14 protein-coding genes are annotated in these 18,865 nt (G+C 71.0%); 12 read left to right on the top strand and 2 right to left on the bottom strand.

The features are described from left to right. Positions 1-95 precede the first annotated feature (95 nt). The 5 genes from ACP4E5_RS08370 (at position 96) to ACP4E5_RS08350 (ending at position 7,848) form a co-directional block, all read left to right on the top strand. Entirely contained in the window at positions 96-1,442 is a 1,347-nt protein-coding gene (locus tag ACP4E5_RS08370; RefSeq protein ID WP_425826493.1) for an FAD-dependent oxidoreductase, read from the top strand. After that, positions 1,439-3,019, top strand: coding sequence for an aldehyde dehydrogenase (locus tag ACP4E5_RS08365; RefSeq protein WP_425826491.1), 1,581 nt, complete (start codon positions 1,439-1,441; stop codon positions 3,017-3,019). Before ACP4E5_RS08370 ends, ACP4E5_RS08365 begins: the two co-directional genes overlap by 4 nt. Positions 3,020-3,105: 86 nt before the next feature. Continuing rightward, entirely contained in the window at positions 3,106-4,248 is a 1,143-nt protein-coding gene (locus ACP4E5_RS08360) for an acyl-CoA dehydrogenase family protein (protein ID WP_425826489.1), read from the top strand. A gap of 37 nt (positions 4,249-4,285) precedes the next feature. Further along, entirely contained in the window at positions 4,286-6,247 is a 1,962-nt protein-coding gene (locus ACP4E5_RS08355) for an oxidoreductase (RefSeq protein WP_425826487.1), read from the top strand. A 50-nt stretch (positions 6,248-6,297) separates the two neighbouring features. Next, entirely contained in the window at positions 6,298-7,848 is a 1,551-nt protein-coding gene (locus ACP4E5_RS08350) for a GMC family oxidoreductase (protein ID WP_425826485.1), read from the top strand. 81 nt (positions 7,849-7,929) lie between these two features. On the opposite strand, the gene ACP4E5_RS08345 is transcribed toward ACP4E5_RS08350, so the two are convergent. Both ACP4E5_RS08345 and icmF read right to left on the bottom strand, forming a co-directional pair. Continuing rightward, positions 7,930-8,628: an alpha/beta fold hydrolase gene (locus ACP4E5_RS08345; protein WP_425826483.1), complete on the bottom strand. Its 699-nt coding sequence runs from the start codon at positions 8,626-8,628 to the stop codon at positions 7,930-7,932. Between the two features lie 21 nt (positions 8,629-8,649). Then, positions 8,650-11,904 (bottom strand): fused isobutyryl-CoA mutase/GTPase IcmF, encoded by a 3,255-nt coding sequence (gene icmF / locus ACP4E5_RS08340; RefSeq protein ID WP_425826481.1) that lies wholly within the window; start codon positions 11,902-11,904, stop codon positions 8,650-8,652. A gap of 244 nt (positions 11,905-12,148) precedes the next feature. Here icmF and ACP4E5_RS08335 point away from each other — a divergent pair, with 244 nt between their 5' ends. The 7 genes from ACP4E5_RS08335 (at position 12,149) to ACP4E5_RS08305 (ending at position 18,806) form a co-directional block, all read left to right on the top strand. After that, on the top strand, positions 12,149-12,937 hold the full coding sequence (locus ACP4E5_RS08335) for an enoyl-CoA hydratase/isomerase family protein (RefSeq protein ID WP_425826479.1): 789 nt from the start codon (positions 12,149-12,151) through the stop codon (positions 12,935-12,937). A gap of 5 nt (positions 12,938-12,942) precedes the next feature. Further along, entirely contained in the window at positions 12,943-13,344 is a 402-nt protein-coding gene (locus tag ACP4E5_RS08330) for a Zn-ribbon domain-containing OB-fold protein (protein ID WP_425826477.1), read from the top strand. Continuing rightward, positions 13,341-14,486, top strand: coding sequence for a thiolase family protein (locus tag ACP4E5_RS08325; protein ID WP_425826475.1), 1,146 nt, complete (start codon positions 13,341-13,343; stop codon positions 14,484-14,486). Before ACP4E5_RS08330 ends, ACP4E5_RS08325 begins: the two co-directional genes overlap by 4 nt. 67 nt (positions 14,487-14,553) lie before the next feature. Next, a complete protein-coding gene (locus ACP4E5_RS08320; protein WP_425826473.1) occupies positions 14,554-15,774 on the top strand; it encodes an acyl-CoA dehydrogenase family protein in 1,221 nt (406 codons plus the stop codon). Then, on the top strand, positions 15,771-16,751 hold the full coding sequence (locus tag ACP4E5_RS08315; protein WP_425826471.1) for a phosphotransferase family protein: 981 nt from the start codon (positions 15,771-15,773) through the stop codon (positions 16,749-16,751). Before ACP4E5_RS08320 ends, ACP4E5_RS08315 begins: the two co-directional genes overlap by 4 nt. A gap of 37 nt (positions 16,752-16,788) precedes the next feature. Continuing rightward, on the top strand, positions 16,789-18,033 hold the full coding sequence (locus tag ACP4E5_RS08310; protein ID WP_425826469.1) for an acyl-CoA dehydrogenase family protein: 1,245 nt from the start codon (positions 16,789-16,791) through the stop codon (positions 18,031-18,033). Further along, positions 18,030-18,806, top strand: coding sequence for an SDR family oxidoreductase (locus ACP4E5_RS08305; protein ID WP_425826467.1), 777 nt, complete (start codon positions 18,030-18,032; stop codon positions 18,804-18,806). The genes ACP4E5_RS08310 and ACP4E5_RS08305 overlap by 4 nt, the downstream gene beginning before the upstream one ends. Positions 18,807-18,865 lie beyond the last annotated feature (59 nt).

Raw genomic sequence — 18,865 nt, 5'->3', positions numbered from 1 at the left:
CAGACCTCAGGACCGCAATGTCCCACGTTCGCCATGTCGAAGAGTTCAGGGATTGCAGGGATCTCAGGGATTCCAGGGATTGCAAGGAGGGCCGCATGGGCGCGGAAGGCGTCGATCTGCTGATCATCGGCGCGGGAATGGCCGGTCTCACGGCCGGTGCCCGCGCCGTCCGCGGCGGACTTTCGGTACTGATCGTCGAGGCCGGTGGCGACATCGGCGGCTCCGCCCGGTACGCCGGCTACGCGTGGACGGCCCCGAGTCACGAGGTCATGGACCGGCACAACCCACACGGGGACGCGTCCCTCAAGCGCGCCCTAGTGGACCGGTTCGACGACGGGATCGACTGGATCCGCTCCACCGGGGTCGAGGCCAAGGACGCGCAACGCATCCTCAGCTTCGGCCGCGGCCACCAGTTCGACACCAACCACTACGTCGACACCTGCCGCCGGATCATCATCGAAGGCGGCGGTGAACTCCTGCTCAGGACCGTCACCGAGCGGCTGATCCTTGAGCGGGGCGCCGTCGTCGGTGCCGAACTGCGTACGGCCGACGGCGCCCCCAGGCACGTACGGGCCCGTGCCACGCTCGTCGCGACCGGCGGCTTCCAGGGCGACCCCGCACTCCGGACCGCCCACGTGCACCCCCACGCCGGCCGGATGGAGCTCCGCTCCAACCCGCACAGCCGCGGGGCCGGTTACCGGCTGGCCGTCGAGGCGGGCGCGGCCACCGGGCACGACGACGCCGGTTTCTACGGCCACCTCATCCCCAGCGGCATCCCCTTCGCCGACCCGGCGGACTTCGTCGACATGTCGCTCTACTACAGCGAGCACGCCCTGCTGCTGAATCTGCGCGGCGAACGCTTCGTCGACGAGACGCGGGGCGACCACCTGACCGCCATGGCGCTCCTCGACCAGCCCGAGAGCCGTGGCCTGCTCATCGCCGACGCGCGGGTCTTCCGCGACTGGATCGTCGGCAGTTACGTCGAAGGCGCCGTGGCCGTCGACAAGTTCGCCCTCGCGAGCAAGCGCGGCGGACGCGTCGGCCTCGCCGAGGACCTCGACGAACTCGCGTACCTCCCCGATGAGTGGGGGTATCCGGCGGGCGCCGTGCGCGATGCCGTCCGGCGCTTTAACGAACAGGTGGGACAGGGACTGCAACCGACACCGGGCAGGGATCTGGACGGCGCGGCACTGGACGAGCCCCCGTACTACGTCGTGGAGACCGTGCCCGCCATCACGTTTCCGTTCCACGGCGTACGCATCGACGACCGGGCGCGGGTCCTGGGCGAGGACGGTCGGCCGATCGGCGGGCTGCTCGCCGCGGGTTCGGACACGGGCGGCCTGTGGCACCGCGCGTACGCGGGCGGCATCGCCTCGGCGCTCGTCTTCGGCCTCACGGCTGCGGGGACCGCCGCCGATCTCGCCAATGGAGAAGCAGCATGAGCGCAACAGGAACTGACCACATCGGTCATATCGACCACAACGCCTTCTTCATCGACGGGGCTTGGCGGAAGGCCACCGGCACCGACCACTTCGACGTCATCTCCCCGCGTTCCGAGCAGCGCATCGGAAGCGTCCCCGCGGCGACGCGGCACGACATCGACATGGCGGTCGACGCGGCACGCCGCGCGTTCGACGAGGGGGAGTGGCCCCGGCTGACTCCCGTGGAGCGGGCCGATTACCTCGCCCGGCTCGCCGAGGGCATCGAGCGGCGGCAGGCCGAACTCGCCGACCTGATCACCGAAGAACTCGGTTGCACGCTCCTCCTGTCGCAGGTCTACCAGACGGTGTCACCCGTCATGAGCCTCAACTACGCGGCCGAGGTCGGCCGCGGCCTCCGGACCGAAGAAGTCCGCGTCAGCGACCTCTCCGCGTACGCGGGCAAGTCGGCCGGCGGCGGCATCATCCCGATGGCCGGGTCCAGCGTGGTCGTCAAGGAACCCGTCGGCGTGGTCGCCTGCTTCCCGGCCTACAACTTCGCGCTGCCCGCGATCGGTCAGAAGGCGGGTCCCGCGCTGATCGCGGGCTGCACGGTCATCATCAAGGTCACCGAACCCAACCCCCTCGCGACCTTCGTCATCGGCGAGATCTGCGAGGAGATCGGCCTGCCGCCCGGCGTCCTCAACATCGTCGCGGCGCGGGCCCCGGAGTCCGACCACCTCGTCCGCCACCCGGGCGTCGACATGGTCAGCTTCACCGGCTCGGTCGACGTCGGCACCAGGATCGCGGCGGCGTGCGGTGAACTGATCCGGCCGTGCGTACTCGAACTGGGCGGCAAGTCGGCGGCCATCGTCCTGGAGGACGCGAACCCGGACGACGTGATCCCGACGCTGGTCGGGGCGAGCGTCGGCACGAACGCCGGGCAGAGCTGCGTCGCCCAGACCCGTCTCCTGGTGCCGCAGTCCCAATACCGCGCCTACGCCGAGGCGTTGGCCGGCGCCTTCGCCTCCCTCAAGGTCGGCGACCCGAGGGAAGCGGACACGGCGGTCGGACCGCTGATCACCGCACGCCACCGCGACCGGGTCGCGTCGTACGTCGACACGGCACGCAAGGAGGGCGCGACGATCGCGTACGGCGGCCGTCGCCCACCCCACCTGGACCGCGGCTGGTACTACGAGCCGACGCTCGTCACCGACGCGCACAACGACATGACGCTCTCGCGCGAGGAGACCTTCGGCCCCGTCGCTTCTCTCATCCCGCACCAGGGCGAGGACGACGCCGTACGCATCGCCAACGACAGTCAACTCGGCCTCGCGGGCTCGGTGTTCACCGCGGACGCGGCCCATGGGTTCGAGATCGCGCGGCGTGTGCGCACCGGCACGTTCTCGGTCAACACCTTCGCCGCCGACCTCGGCTCGCCCTTCGGCGGGTTCAAGAAGTCCGGCATCGGCCGCGAGCACGGGCCCGACGCCGTCCAGGAGTACCTGCTCACCAAGACGGTCTCGATCGACCCGGGCCTGGACCTCCCGGAGTCGGTCACCAGGAACGTCCCGCGCGGCACAGGCCCCGGCACCCACTGACGTCCGCGACTGCCTCTGGCCTCTGACGCCCCCTCAGGTGCCTGTCAAGCCCCTTCCGCCCACGCCGATGGAGATCCGGAGATCCCATGCACACCCGCCACCCCGAGATCGACCCCCAGCTGCTGTCCGAAACCGAGGAGCAGAGCCAACTGCGCACTGTTCTACGGGAGTTCTTCACTGAAGCCAGCGGCCACGACGATGTACGCAAGCACCTGGCCACGCCGCGCGGGTACGACGAGACACTGTGGGCGCGGCTCGCGGGGGAGATCGGCGTGCACGGCCTCGCGATCCCCGAGGAGTACGGCGGGTCCGGTTTCACCTTCGCCGAACTCGCCGTCGCACTGGAGGAGTCGGGCCGTGCCCTGTGCTCCGCGCCGCTGCTGCCGACGGTGGTCCTCGCGGCGCACGCCCTCCTCGACAGCGGGGACCGGCAGGCCTGCGAGCGCCACCTGCCGCGGATCGCGGACGGCACGCTGACGGCGACGGTGACCGGATTCCACGACGACACCCGGCCCGCCACGGTCGAGGCCGAGCGCTCCGGGACGGGCTGGTCGCTGCGCGGCGCCACCGACTTCGTGCTCGACGGGGCGGGCGCCGACCTGATCCTCGTACGGGCCCAAACTCCGGACGGGCCAAGGGTGTTCGCCTGCGAGCGGCCGAGTGAGGACGTTGTCGTACGCACCCCGCGCCGCGTCCTGGACGAGGCACGCCGGCAGGCCCTCCTCGAATTTCGCGGCGCGCCCGCCACGCCTGTCGGCGATTCCGGCGGGCCCGGCGACGTATCGGCGACCCTCGACGTCGGGCGGGCCGCGCTCGCGGCCGAGCAGGTCGGCGGCAGCGGCCACGCCCTGGACGCCACCGTCGAATTCGTCGCGCAGCGGCGGCAGTTCGGGCGGCCCATCGGCTCGTTCCAGGCGGTCAAGCATCGGCTCGCCGACGTCCTGGTCGCCCTCGAAGCGGCGCGCTCGGCGTCCGCGTACGCGAGTGCCTGCGTCGCCACGGGCTCGCAGCAACTCCCGATGGCCGCCAGCGCCGCCGCCACGGTCTGCTCCGAGACGTTCCGCCTGGCGACGGCCGAGTACGTGCAGCTGCACGGCGGCATCGGCTTCACCTGGGAACACCCGGCCCACCTGTACGTACGGCGCGCCCGAAGCAGCGAGGTGCTGTTCGGCACGGCGGACCAGAACCGCACCCGCCTCGCCGGACTCATCGGCCTCACCGCGGCCTGACCGCCGGAACCGAACAAGTCGGAGGGGACGGACCCGCATGCCCGCACCAAGCAGCGCCCTCGCACTCGCCGCGCCCTTCACACTCGGCGAACTCACCCTGCGCAACCGCCTCGTGGCCACGGCCCACGCGACCGCCGCCGTCGACGACGGCGCCCCCACCGGGGCCGATGCGGCGTACTGGCGGCGCCTGGCACAGGGCGGCGCCGGCATGGTCATCACCGGCGGCACCGCCGTGGCGCCCGAGTCCACGCTGCCGCGGCGCTACCTCACCGAGGCATGGCGCCCCGAGATCAAGGACGCGGTACGCCGCCGCGCCGAGGCCATCACCGAAGGCGGCGCCGTCGCCGTCGCCCAACTCGTCCACCTGGGAAGGGAAACCCTGGGCGCGGGCACGTACTACCCGCCCGTCTCCGCCTCCGCGGTCCGCTCACCGCGAGAGGCGACCGCACCCCACCCACTCAGTACCGACGAGGCACGCCGCGTCGTCGACGCCTTCCGCATCTCGGCCGCCAACAGCGTCCACGCGGGCTTCCACGGCGTCGAACTCCACGCAGGGCACGGCTACTTGCTCGCCCAGTTCCTCTCACGCACCACCAACACGCGCGACGACGCGTACGGCGACCGGATCGCCCTGCTCGCCGAGGTGATCGACGCGATACGGTCCGAGATAGGCCAACTCCCGCTCGGTGTCAGGGTGTCCGCCGAACCGGGTGATGGCTCCGGGCTCGGGCTCGACGACCTCACCGAACTCCTCCCACGCCTCTACGAGTCCGCGCCCTTCTCCTACGCGAATGTCACCACCGGCGTCCGCAACACCTACGTCCCCGGCATGGCCACCACGCGTCCGCCCCTGCTGGACGCGGTCGCCCGACTGCGCGCCGCAGTCGAGGCACCGCTCCTGGTCAGCCAGGGGTTCCGGTTGGTGGCCGACATCGAGCGGGCGCTCGGTGACGGCGCCGATCTGGTCGGAATGGCACGGCCGTTCATGGCCGATCCGGACTTCGCCCGCAAAGCCCTCGCGGGCGACGAGCGGTCCATCCGCCCGTGCACGGGCTGCAACGAAGGCTGCCGCACCTTCGAGCCGACCGGCTCCTGCTCGGTCAACCCCGAACTCGCCCCGCCGGGCGCCTCGACCCGCCCCGCGGTCCCGCTGCTGCTCGGCCGTCCCGGCAGGCGCGACGGCAGCGGCGGTCCGGTCGCCGTCGTCGGCGCGGGCCCCGCGGGCATGGAGTGCGCGATGGCGCTCGCCCGCACGGGCCAGGAGGTGACCGTCTTCGACGCCGCCGCGGACGTCGGCGGCCAGACGCGGATCGCCGGCCGCGCCGCGCACCGCTCCGGCTGGCTGAAGCTCGTCGACTTCCAGCGTGCTCAACTCGCCGACCTGTGTGTCGAGTTGCGGCTCGGCATCGAACCGTCGTCGGTGGACCTGGCCCCCTACGCGCAAGTCGTCCTCGCCACCGGCGCGCAGGAGGCCCCCGTACCCGTACTCGGAGATCTGCCCACGCTCACGAGTACGGACTTCCTCGACCGCTGCGCAGAGCTCGTACCGAGCGCGCCGCGGGTCGCGGTTCTCGACGACGGGTTCGGTTGGTGGCAGGGCATCAGCGCGGTCGAATGCGCCCTCGCGGCCGGCGCCCGCGAAGTCACCCTCATCACCCCCGGCAACGGCTTCGCGACCGGCCTCTCGGCGGAGAACCGTACCCAGCTCATGAACCGGCTCACCGGCGCGCCGCTACAGGTCGTCGCGCTGACCACGGTGACCGCCACGACGACAGGCGGAGTGCGACTGCGCGGCGTACTGGACGGCCGGGAGACCGACCTCGGCGCCGACATCCTGGTCACCGTCGGCGAACGCCGCCCGCACCGCCCGGACTTCACGCCCACCGACGGCCAGACCGTCCGCGCGATCGGCGACTGCGTCGTACCCCGCCGCGTGGCCCACGCCGTCGCGGAGGGCCGAGCGGCCGCGCACGCCGTGGTCGCCGCCCGTACGCAGTGATCGGCAATCGTGACCAGGGCAGGGCCCATCCCACACAACAGGAGACAGCTATGACACGTCGCATCATCGTCTGCGGTGGTGGTTCCGCCGGAGGCGTCCTGGCCGCGCGGCTGAGCGAGGACCCCGCGAACTCCGTCACGCTGATCGAGGCGGGCCCCGACTATCCGACACCCGAAGAGACCGCGAAGCGCGCCCCCGAACTGCTCGACGCCAACCGCATCGGCGTCCCCACCCACGACTGGGGCTACGCCTCCACCGACGAGGTCGCCGACGCCGACGCCAGCCCGACCTTCGGCGTCGTCGACCAAGGTGTCGTGCCCGTACTGCGCGGCAAGGTCATCGGCGGCTCGTCCGCCGTCAACGGGGCCAACGCCCTGCGCCCGCACCCCGAGGACTTCGCCCGCTGGACCGGGCTCGGCAACGGCCGCTGGTCCTGGGACCAGGTGCTGCCGTACCTGAAGAAACTGGAGGACGACCCGGTCGGCGGGGAACTGCACGGCACCGGCGGCCCCGTGCACATCGACCGCTTCACCGAGGGCAACGGCCTGCGCCCGTTCAACTCCGCGTTCCTGGAGGCATGCGCCGAAGCCGGGCACACCCTCCACGACGATATGAACGGCGCCGAACGGCTCGGCGCGGGACCGCTGCCGCTGAACCGTCTGAACGGCATCCGGCAGAGCGCCGCCATCGCCTACCTCGACCCCGCGACCCGCTCACGCGCGAACCTCACCGTCATAGGCGAACGGACCGTGGACCGCGTCGAGTTCACCGACGACGGCACCGCACGCGCGGTGCTGCTCGCCGACGGCACCCGCCTCGAAGCCGACCTGATCGTGCTCGCCGCGGGATCCATCGGCAGCCCGTCGATCCTGATGCGCTCCGGCATCGGCCCCCGCCGCGTACTCGACGACCTGTCCGTCCCGGTCGTCAAGGAACTCGAAGGCGTCGGCCGCAACCTGCGCGACCACTCGATGGTCTACCTCACGTACGCCGTCGACGAGGAGGCGGTGGGCGAGCTGACACCGCCGCTCCAGGCCGTCCTGACCTTCGCCGCGGGCGGCCCGGACGGCGCCGGCGAGGTCGACCTGCACGCCGTGACCCTCACCATGGAACCCGGCGAACTCCTCGTCCCGCTCGTCCTCTACCGCCCGTACTCCCTGGGCAGCACGGAGATCGTCTCCCGCGATCCGGAGGCGGCGCCGCGCATCCGCCTCGGCCTGTTCGACCACCCCGACGACCTGCGCCGCATGGTGTCCGGCATCCGCCACATGCGACGGATCATGGAGTCGGGCCCGCTCGCGAAGTACATACGGGCCGAGACCTGGCCGGGCCCGGACGTCACCTCCGACGCCGACCTGCTCCGCGCCGTCCGCGAGGGCAAGAACACCTGCTGCCACGCCGTGGGCACCTGCGCGATGGGCGCGGAGGACACCCCGACCGCGGTCGTCGACCAGTACGGAAAGGTGCATGGAGTCGAAGGCCTCTACGTCATCGACGCCTCGATCATGCCGGACATCCCGGCCCTCCCGACCAACACGACGACGATGATGCTGGCGGAGCGCTGCGCCGACGACCTGCGCGGCGCGGGGCACGACGCGTAGCACCGGCCCTGTCCGACAGAGGTACGCGGCCACGAGGCGATCGCCTCGTGGCCGCGTGGTTGTGACACCTCCGACCGGCGATCAACCGTGCACGGCGTTGAGGATCGCGGCCAGTTCCCCCGGCGCGCTGACCATCGCCATGTGTCCCGTATCGAGATCGACGACCTTCTCCGGCCCGAGCAGCGCGATGGACCGCTGCTGGAGTTCCTCGACGTAGCACTGGTCCCGCGTGAGGTGCACGTACGTCAGGGGGATGCTCCGCCGGTAGCCGCTCAGGTCGACGCTTTCGGTGAGCAGGGCGGCCGAGTCGTCGACCAGGCGGGCCAGGGTGGACGCGGCGGTCGCCTCGTCCATGTCGTTGCAGAGCATCGCGGCGGCGCCTTCGCGGCTCTGGCGGTAGACGCCGCCGGTGATCGAGCTCTCGACCAGGTCCCGTACGCCCGGATCGATCTGATCGAGCACCCGGGTCCCGTCGGCAGGCACGACGGCGGACACGAGGACGACGTGCCGGATCCGCTCGGGTACGAGGTCGATGACGCGCGGCACGGTGACACCCGCGAAGGAGTGCCCGACCAGGACCACGTCCCTCAGGTCCCTCGCTTCGATGTCCTCGCGCACGGCTTCCGCGCAGTCCGCGAGCGTGGTCGTGCCGAGGGCGGACGCGGCGCGCGTCCCGCGTCCCGGCAGGTCGACGGCCAGGGACTCCGCCCGCAACCGGGGGACGAGCGCGTCCCAGCAGTCGGCGCCGAAGCCGGCGCCGTGGATGAGAACGAATGACATGGTGCGGGCTCCTTGGACGTATCAGACGTTGCGCCGGTATGCGCCGCCGACCTCGAAGAAGGCCTCCGTGATCTGCTGCAGGGAACAGACCCGGGCGGCGTCCATGAGTACGGCGAAGGCGTTCTCGCCAGTGGTAGCGGCGTGCTTGAGGCGGGTCAGGGCGGCCCGGGCCTCGGTGTCGTGGTCGTCGCGGAAGGCGTGGACGCGGTCGAGCTGGGACCGCTTCTCCCGCTCGGTGGCGCGGGCCAGTTGCACCGGGCCCGGGGCGGCCTCGTCGGCGCCCGGCTTGCGGAAGGTGTTGACGCCGATGATGGGCAGCGTGCCGTCGTGCTTGCGGTGCTCGTACAGCATCGACTCGTCCTGGATACGGCCGCGTTGATAGCCGGTCTCCATGGCGCCGAGGACGCCGCCGCGCTCGCTGATCCGCTCGAACTCGACGAGCACCGCCTCCTCCAGGAGGTCGGTCAGCTCGTCGATGATGTACGAGCCCTGGAGCGGGTTCTCGTTCATCGCGAGGCCCCACTCCCGATTGATGATCAACTGGATGGCGAGGGCTCGGCGCACGGACTCCTCGGTGGGGGTGGTGACCGCCTCGTCGTAGGCGTTGGTGTGCAGGCTGTTGCAGTTGTCGTAGAGGGCGATCAGCGCCTGGAGCGTGGTGCGGATGTCGTTGAAGTCCATCTCCTGGGCGTGCAGCGAGCGGCCCGAGGTCTGCACGTGGTACTTGAGCTTCTGGCTGCGCTCGTTCGCGCCGTAGCGGTCCCGCATGGCCACCGCCCATATCCGGCGGGCGACCCGGCCGAGCACCGTGTACTCGGGGTCCATGCCGTTGGAGAAGAAGAACGAGAGGTTCGGCGCGAAGTCGTCGACGTTCATCCCGCGTGCCAAGTAGGCCTCGACGTACGTGAATCCGTTGGCGAGGGTGAAGGCGAGCTGACTGATCGGGTTCGCGCCGGCCTCGGCGATGTGGTAGCCGGAGATGGACACCGAGTAGAAGTTGCGGACACCCTGCTCGATGAACCACTCCTGGATGTCGGCCATCATGCGCAGGCTGAACTCCGTGGAGAACAGGCAGGTGTTCTGGCCCTGGTCCTCCTTGAGGATGTCGGCCTGGACCGTGCCGCGCGCGGTGCGCAGGACGTGTGAGCGGATCTCGTCCGTCTCCTCCGGTGTCGGCCGCCGTCCGTGTTCCGCGGTGAAGGCGTCGAGGCGCTGGTCGATCGCCGTGTTGAGGTAGAAGGCGAGGACGGTGGGCGCGGGACCGTTGATGGTCATCGACACCGAGGTGGTGGGTGCGGTGAGGTCGAAGCCGTCGTAGAGCGCCTTCATGTCGTCGAGCGTCGCCACGGACACACCTGACGTGCCGACCTTGCCGTAGACGTCCGGGCGGCGGTCGGGGTCGCGCCCGTACAGGGTGACCGAGTCGAAAGCCGTGGACAGGCGGGTCGCCTCGCTGCCCTCGGCGAGCAGCTTGAAGCGGTGGTTCGTGCGGAACGGGTCGCCCTCACCTGCGAACATCCGCGCGGGATCCTCGCCCGCGCGCTTGAAGGGGAACACCCCAGCTGTGAAAGGGAATTGGCCGGGCAGGTTCTCCGCCCGCAGGAAGCGCAGCAGCTCGCCGTGGTCCTGGTAGCGGGGCAGCGCGACGCGCGGGATGCGGCTGCCGGACAGTGATTCGCGTACCAGCGCGGTGCGCAGCTCCCGGCCACCGGCCTGCGTCACCAACTCGTCGCCGCTGTACGCCTCTACGGTCGCCGGCCACTGTTCGAGGGCGCGCCGCGCGTCCTGGTCGAGCGTGTCGCGCGCGTCGGCGAGTAGGCGGTCGACGTCCGTGGTCGGCGCCTTCGCGTCCATCAATTCGGCACGTACAGCCGTCAGTTGCTGGATGCGGCGCGCGGTCGCGCTCTGGTCGAGGGTGTGCGCGTGGTACGTGCGGACCGTCTCCGCGATGTCGGCCAGATAGCGCGACCGGGACGGCGGCACGATCTGCGCTGCGCCGCTCGAATGACGTACGGACACCTCGGGCAGCGCGCCCTTCGGCAGCGGTGTCGGCATGCCGCGCTCGGCGAGGAGTGCACGCAGGTGCTGGTACAGCGCGGTGACGCCGTCGTCGTTGAAGGTGGCGGCGCTGGTGCCGAAGACCGGCATGTCTTGAGGCGCCGACCCGAACGCCTCCCGGTTGCGCACCAGTTGGCGGCCTACATCGCGCAGCGCGTCCTGCGCGCCGCGCCGCTCGAACTTGTTGATGGCGACCGCGTCGGCGAAGTCGAGCATGTCGATCTTCTCGAGCTGCGACGCCGCGCCGAACTCGGGCGTCATGACGTACAGCGACACATCCGCGAACGGCACGATTGCCGCGTCCCCCTGGCCGATCCCGGGCGTCTCGACGATGACGAGGTCGTACCCGGCGGCCCGGCATGCGGTGATCGACTCGGCGAGCCCGTCCGGGAGTTCGCTGCTGCCGCGCGTGGCCAGGGAGCGGAAGAAGACCCGGACGCCGTCGAGCGCGTTCATGCGGATGCGGTCGCCGAGCAGTGCGCCACCGCCACGGCGCCGGGTCGGGTCCACCGCGAGCACCGCCACGCGCAGCTCGTCATGCTGATCGGTGCGCAGCCTGCGGACCAGTTCGTCGGTGAGCGAGGACTTGCCGGAGCCGCCCGTGCCGGTGAGGCCGAGCACCGGGACGCGGCGCGCGCCGGCCGCCTTCTCCAGGGTGCGCAGGTCGGCCGCCGGGACGGTGCCCGCGGCGGCGGCCGACAACATCCGTGCCAGCGCGGGGCGTTCACCGGCGAGCACCTGCTCGACATCGGCAGGGGCGTCGACCCACGGGGCGGTGTCGCACTCCCGGATCATCGCCTGGATCATGCCGACGAGGCCGAGCCGCTGCCCGTCCTCCGGGGAGAAGATCCGTACGCCGGACCGCGCGAGACGCTCGATCTCCTCCGGCACGATGACCCCGCCGCCTCCGCCGAACACGCGCACATGCCCGGCGCCGCGCTCCTTCAGCGACTCCACCAGGTACTCGAAGTACTCGATGTGGCCGCCCTGGTAGGAGCTGACGGCGACACCCTGGACGTCCTCCTCGAGCGCGGCGTCCACCACCTCCTGTACCGAGCGGTTGTGCCCGAGGTGGATCACCTCGGCGCCCTGGGCCTGGAGGATGCGCCGCATGATGTTGATCGAGGCGTCATGGCCGTCGAAGAGGCTCGAAGCGGTCACGAAACGGACGGGGTGCTGCGCGCGGTAGGGCGGCGCGGCCGTGTCGGCGACGGACATGTGCACTCCTGACTGCCCCGGCCGGACCGGCGGGGGCGGATTCGGGTTCTCCATACTGAACCGAAGTGGGTACGACCCTCAAGAGCTCGATTGAAGCAGATTCGGTTGGATCATGCTGATGCTGGCCGGTTCCGGTGTGTGGCCGGGCTGAACCCGTATTGATCGAAGGGGTTGACAGTCCACCGTGCGGTCCCCAAACTCAGAGTGAATTCAGTTCAGTTTCGCCCTTGGAGAGGTGACGAAGATGGCAGTTGAAGACGAGATCCAGTTCGAGCGCGACGGTCACGTGGCCCGTGTCTGGCTCAACCGCCCCTGGAAGAAGAACTGCGTCACCGTGCCGATCCTGGACCGGCTCGACGAGATCATCACCGAGGTCGACGAGGACCCGGAGCTGCGCGTCCTGGTGGTCCGCGGCCGTGGCGGCACGTTCTGCTCGGGCTTCGACCTCGACAGCCTGAAGGCCGAATACGTTGGCAAGTCGAACGCCATCGACGTCGCGGTGAAGTCCGCGAAGGTGTGCGACCGGCTCTACTCGATGAAGACGCCGTCGGTCGCCGTCCTCGAGGGCCATGTCACCGCCGGCGGCTTCGAGATCATGATCTCCTGCGACTTCGCCATCGCCGCGGACGACGCCAAGATCGGTGACTTCCACATCCGCCGCGCCCTGTTCGGCGGCGCGGGCCCGATCTACCGCGTGCCGCGCATGATCGGCATCCGCAAGACCAAGGAGCTGATGCTCACCGGCAAGCTGCTCTCCGGCGTCGAGGCCACCGAGTTCGGCCTGATCAACGACCACGCGCCGACCGAGAAGCTGGACGAGACGGTCGAGGAGTTCATCTCCCACCTCACCGACAAGAGCCCCTTCACCATGTGGCTCACCAAGATGACCATCGACCGCAGCCTCGACGCCGACACCCAGTCGCTCATGGTCATGGAGCACCTCGCGGTGGGTGTCGCGCTCAACTCCGACGACGCCAACGAGGGTGTGTCGGCGTTCCTGGAGAAGCGCGAGCCCAAGTGGCAGGGGAGCTGAGCCGTATGGCGACGGTTCCGCGGAGCCCGGCCGCGTCCGCCGGGCTCCAGGGGGCGCGCTGCGCCGCTTGTTCGGTGACGGTCTACCCCGCGGACGAGGCGTGCCCGCGCTGCGGAGGCCCCGCCGATCCTGCGGCCCTCTCGGGCACGGGCACGCTGTGGACCTGGACGGTGCAGCGGCACGCGCCCAAGTCCCCGCCCTACGAGGCACCGGACGGCGGCTTCGCGCCCTTCGCGGTCGGCTACGTCGAGCTGGCGGAGGGGGTACGGGTCGCCGCCGTGATCGACGTCGACGACCCGGCGGACCTCCGGATCGACATGCCGCTCACCCTGCACGCGGCGCCGGGCGACGGTGTGCCCCGCGCCCGACCCGTACCCGTATCCGCAGTCGAGGAGGAGGTGTCATGACCAGCGACGTCCTGATCTGCGGCGCCGGACGCACCCCGTTCGGCCGCTCGGAGGCGAGCGGCCGGCAGCTGGCCGTCAGCGCGGTGAACGCCGCCCTCGCCGACGCCGGAGTCCCGTGGTCGCGGGTCCGGGCCGCGTTCGGCGGCAGCGACAGCGCCGGCCTCGCCGACACGCTCGTCGCCCAACTCGGCCTGACCGGACTGCCGTTCATCAACGTCAAGAACGGGTGCGCCACCGGCGGCAGTGCCCTGATCTCCGCCGTGAACGCGATCCGTTCCGGCGCGGCGGACGTCGTCCTGGCCGTCGGCTTCGACAAGCACCCACGTGGTGCCTTCGACCCGCGCCCCGAGGACTGGGGGCTCGGCGAGGAGTACGGCCGCGACGGCCTGATGGTCACCACGCAGTTCTTCGGCATGAAGATCCAGCGCTACATGCACGACCACGGCATCACCCAGGACACCCTCGGCCGGATCGCCGAAAAGGCCTACCGCAATGGCGCCCTGACCCCCGAGGCCTGGCGACGCAAGCCGATCACCGCGGCCGAGGTCCTGGACTCCGGCATGGTCAGCGACCCGCTGACCCGCTACATGTTCTGCTCGCCCGGCGCGGGCGCCGCGGCCCTCGTGCTCTGCTCGCCCGAGGTCGCCCGGAAGCTGGAGGCACCCTCGGTCACGCTGCGCTCGGCGGCCGTACGGACCCGGCGCTTCGGCTCGTTCGAGGTGTTCAGTCCGTGGGTCGCGGGCGGCGACCTGTCGAGCGTGAGTCGTGACGCTTCGTCAGCGGCCTTCGAGCAGGCGGGCGTCGGCCCCGGCGACATCGATGTGTGCCAGCTCCAGGACACCGAGAGCGGCGCCGAGGTCATGCACCTGGCCGAGTGCGGCTTCTGCGAGGACGGCGAGCAGGAGCAGCTGATCGCCGCCGGTGCCACGGAGATCGACGGGACCCTTCCCGTCAATACCGACGGTGGCTGCATCGCCAACGGCGAACCCATCGGGGCCTCCGGGCTGCGCCAGGTCTATGAGGTCGTCCAGCAGTTGCGCGGGCGTGCGGGGGACCGCCAGGTGCCGGGCGATCCGCGGACCGGGTTCACGCACGTGTACGGCGCGCCGGGCGTGAGCGCCTGCACGGTGCTGTCGCGCTGACCCCGACCACTCACCGGCCGATTCATCGACAGCCGGCTGATTCACTGACAGGAGGTGCACGGAAACCATGAGCGGCATCCCGGATCCCGACGAGTTCCGCACCCAGGCCCGCGCGTGGCTCGCCACCGTCGCCCGGCCGCGCTCCGCCGGCGTCGACGGCGACGGTGACGGCGAGTGGGGCAGCGGCTCCGACTCGGTCGCGGTCTTCGAGAACTGGACCGAGGACGAGGAGCGCGCACACACCGCCCGCACCCAGGAGTGGGAGCGGACCCGCTACGACGAGGGGTGGGGAGCGCTCAACTGGCAGAAGGAGTACGGGGGCCGGAGCCTGCCCGCGCACTTCGACCAGCTCTACCGCGCCGAGGAAGCGGCCTTCGACGTGCCGCACCGCACCGAGATCTTCCCGGTCACCCAGCAGCTCGTCGCCCCCGCGATCGGCATCTGGGGCACCGAGGAGCAGAAGGCACGCTGGCTGCGGCCCATGCTCCGCACCGACGAACTGGCCTGCCAGCTCTTCTCGGAGACCGAGGCCGGATCCGACCTCGCCGCAGTGCGCACGAAGGCGGTGCGCGACGGCGAGAACTGGGTGCTCGACGGGCACAAGGTGTGGACCTCCGGCGCCCGCGTCGCGACCTGGGGCGTCGCCGTGTGCCGCACGGACCCCGACGTACGCAAGCACGCCGGCATCACCGTCTTCCTCGTCCGCATGGACGCCCCCGGTGTCACCGTGCGCCCCATCCAGCAGATGACGGGCGGCAGCAGCTTCAATGAGGTGTACCTCGACGGCGTCGTCGTCCCCGACACGGACCGGCTCGGTCCTGTCGGCGAGGGCTGGCGGGTCACGCTCAGCGTCCTCGCCGCCGAGCGCCTCGACTCCGGCAACCTCGGCCTCGACAACGCCGACCGCGCCCTCGACCTCGCCGCGAACCTGCGCCGCCCACTCACCGGCGGCGAACAACTCCACGCCGCCGACCTGCACATCCGCACCCTCGTCCAGCGGCTGATCGGACTGCGGGTGACCGCAGCCCTCGTCGCGGGCCGCGAACCCGGCGCGGAGGCCTCGGTCGGCAAGCTGTACGCCACCGAGACCATGCGCCGCACCAGCGACCTCGTCTCCGACCTCCTCGGCCCCGAACTCGTCGCGGACACGGGGGAGTGGGGCACGTACGCCTGGACCGAGCACCTGCTCGGCGCGCCCGGCTACAGCATCGCGGGCGGCACCGACGAGATCCAGCACAACATCCTCGCCGAGCGCGTACTCGGACTGCCGAAGGAGACCGCCCGATGAGCAGCAGCACGGCCACCGATGTCGACGCACTGGCCGAGCGGGTGCGGGGGCGCCTGTCCGAGCTCCATCAGGGCGCGGACGTAGGGGAGTTGAGGACCCTGCCGGGCGGGCACTCGGGCCTTACGTACTCGGTCGCGGCCGGAGACGCGCGCTACGTCGTCAAGGCCGTGCCGCCGGGGCAGCGGCCCGTCGGGCGCAACGATGTGCTGCGCCAGGCCCGGGTCCTCGGGGCGCTCGCCGGGTCGGATGTGCCGGTGCCGGGGGTCGTGGCCCTGGACGACGTACAACCAGCTTGGTTCGCGATGGAGTTCGCCTCCGGTGAGGCCGTCGAGCCGGTTCTCGACGAACCGGAGGTGCCCGCCGCGACGGCCGGCGCCCGCATGCTGGAGATCGCCCGTGTGCTGCGCCGCCTGCACGCGACAGACATCCGCACGCCAGGACTCGACGCCCCGGAACCGCTCGACGCGGCCGGTGAGTTGGAGCGTTGGAGTCGCACCATGCGTGCCGTGCCCGCCGAACTGCGGCCGGGTGGGGAGGAGTTGCTGAGCCGCCTCGCCGAGGACGTGCCGGCGGATGTCCCGCCCCGGCTGCTCCACGGAGACTTCCGCCTCGGCAATGTGCTGTGCGTCGGCGAGCAGGCGACGGCCGTCGTCGACTGGGAGATCTGGAGCGTCGGCGATCCGCGCATCGACCTGGGCTGGTTCCTGCTCTTCGCCGACCACCACAACTTCCCGCAGCTGGGCCGCGCCGTACCGGGCCTGCCCAGCGAGGCCGACCTCCTCGCCGCTTACCTCGACGGAGAGCCCGCGCTGCCCGCGATGGACTGGTTCCGGGCGCTCGGCCGCATGAAGATGGCCGCCATCATGGGGCACAACCTGCGCCGCCACCGCGAGGGCAAGCACCACGACCCGGACCAGGAACGGCTGCCGCCCACCATCGCCGCGATGATCCGCACCGCGCGCGACATCCTCGGCTGACATCTCAGCGCCCCCAAAGCGCCACCCAGGAGAACTTGTGGACTTCGGATTCTCGCCGCGCGCGAGTGAACTCGCCGACCGCGTACGGTCGTTCATGGACGAGTACGTCATCCCCGCGGAAGGCGTCTACGACCGGCAGCTCGCCGAAGGGGACGATCCGCACGCGCTGCCACCGGTCCTCGCCGAGCTGCAGGAGAAGGCACGGGCCGAGGGCCTGTGGAACCTCTTCATGGCGCACGGCGACTGGGGCGCCGGCCTCACCAACCTCGAATACGCGCCCCTCGCCGAACTGATGGGCCGCTCCATCATCGGCAACGAGGTGTTCAACTGCTCGGCGCCCGACACCGGCAACATGGAGCTGCTCGCGCTCTACGGCACCCCCGAGCAGCAGAAGCAGTGGCTGCGGCCCCTGCTCGACTCCGACATCCGCTCCTGTTTCGCCATGACGGAACCCGAGGTCGCCAGCTCCGACGCGCGCAACATCCGTACCCGCATCACCCGCGACGGCGACGAGTACGTCGTCAACGGCCGCAAGTGGTACACCTCCGGCATCCTCGACCCGGACTGCAAGCTCATCATCGTCATGGGCAAGACCGACCCGGACGCCCCCACGTACCGGCAGCAGAGCATGCTGCTCGTGCCCCGCGACACCCCCGGTGTCACCGTCGTCCGCGACCTGCCGATGTTCGGCTACACCGACCGGTGCGGACACGGCGAAGTGCTCTTCGAGGACGTCCGCGTGCCCGCCGCCAACATCCTCGGCGGAGAAGGGGAGGGCTTCGCGCTCGCCCAGGGACGGCTCGGTCCGGGGCGCATGCACTACGCGATGCGGGCCGTCGGATTCGCCGAGCGCGCCCTGCAGTTGATGTGCGAACGCGTCACCGAGCGCAGCGCCTTCGGCGGCCCCCTCGCCGAGCAGGGCGTGGTGCGCGAGTGGGTCGCGCGCAGCCGCATCGAGATCGAGCAACTGCGGCTCCTGGTGCTGAAGTCCGCATGGCTCATGGACACCGTCGGCAACGCCGCCGCCCGCACCGAGGTCGCCGCCATCAAGGTGGCCGCGCTCGACGTCGCCCACAAGGTCGTCGACCGGGCGGTGCAGGCACACGGCGCGGCGGGCGTCAGCGACGACACCATCCTCGCCCGGCTCTACGCCATCACGCGCGCCCTGCGCATCGCCGACGGCCCCGACGAAGTACACCTGCGGACGGTGGCCCGCCACGAACTCGCCAAGTACACCGGACCCGCCACCGGGCCCACCAGGACCAAGGCAGGAGCAGCGTGAGCACCGACACCCTCAAGGACCGGGTCGCCGTCATCACCGGCGGATCCCGCGGCATCGGCCTCGGCATCGCCACCGCCTACCGGGCGGCCGGCGCGCACGTCGTCATCGCGGCCCGCAAGGCGCCCGGACTCGCCGACGCACGCGAGGAGTTGCTGCGGGTGAAGGGGGACGGCGACATCCACACCGTCGTCGCCAACGCCGGCGAACCCGACCAGGCCCAGGCCTGCGTCGACGAGACCATGGACCGCTTCGGCCGCCTCGACATCCTCGTCAACAACGCGGCCACCAACCCGTACAACGGCGACCTGCTCGACCTGGACCTGCCGCGCGCGGAGAAGACCGTACGCGTCAACCAGTACGGCATGATCGCCTGGACCCGCGCCGCCTGGCGCGCCTGGATGGCCGAGCACGGCGGCGCGGTGGTCAACATCGCCTCCGTCGGCGGACTGATCGTCGACCCGCACATCGGCTACTACAACGCCACCAAGGCCGCCATGCTCCACATGACGCGGCAGCTCGCGTACGAACTCGGGCCGCACGCCCGCGTCAACGCGATCGCCCCCGGCCTCATCAAGACGGAACTCGCGCGGGCCGTGTGGGAGGTGCGCGAGCCCGTCCTCACCGCCAAGCTGCCCATGCGCCGCCTCGGCACCGTCGAGGACGTGGCGAACGCCGCGCTGTTCCTCGCCTCGGACGCCTCGTCCTGGATGACCGGCCAGACCCTCGTCCTCGACGGTGGCGCGACCGCCTTGCCGATCGGAGTGGAAGAGTGAACCCGTCCAGCCCGCCCAGCCCATCCGTCCCGTCCAGCCCGTCTGGGGTCCCAACTCCT

It is taken from the genome of Streptomyces fractus, from assembly GCF_049844455.1.
Lineage (GTDB): Bacteria > Actinomycetota > Actinomycetes > Streptomycetales > Streptomycetaceae > Streptomyces > Streptomyces fractus.
This window is presented reverse-complemented; position numbering and strand designations above follow the sequence as displayed.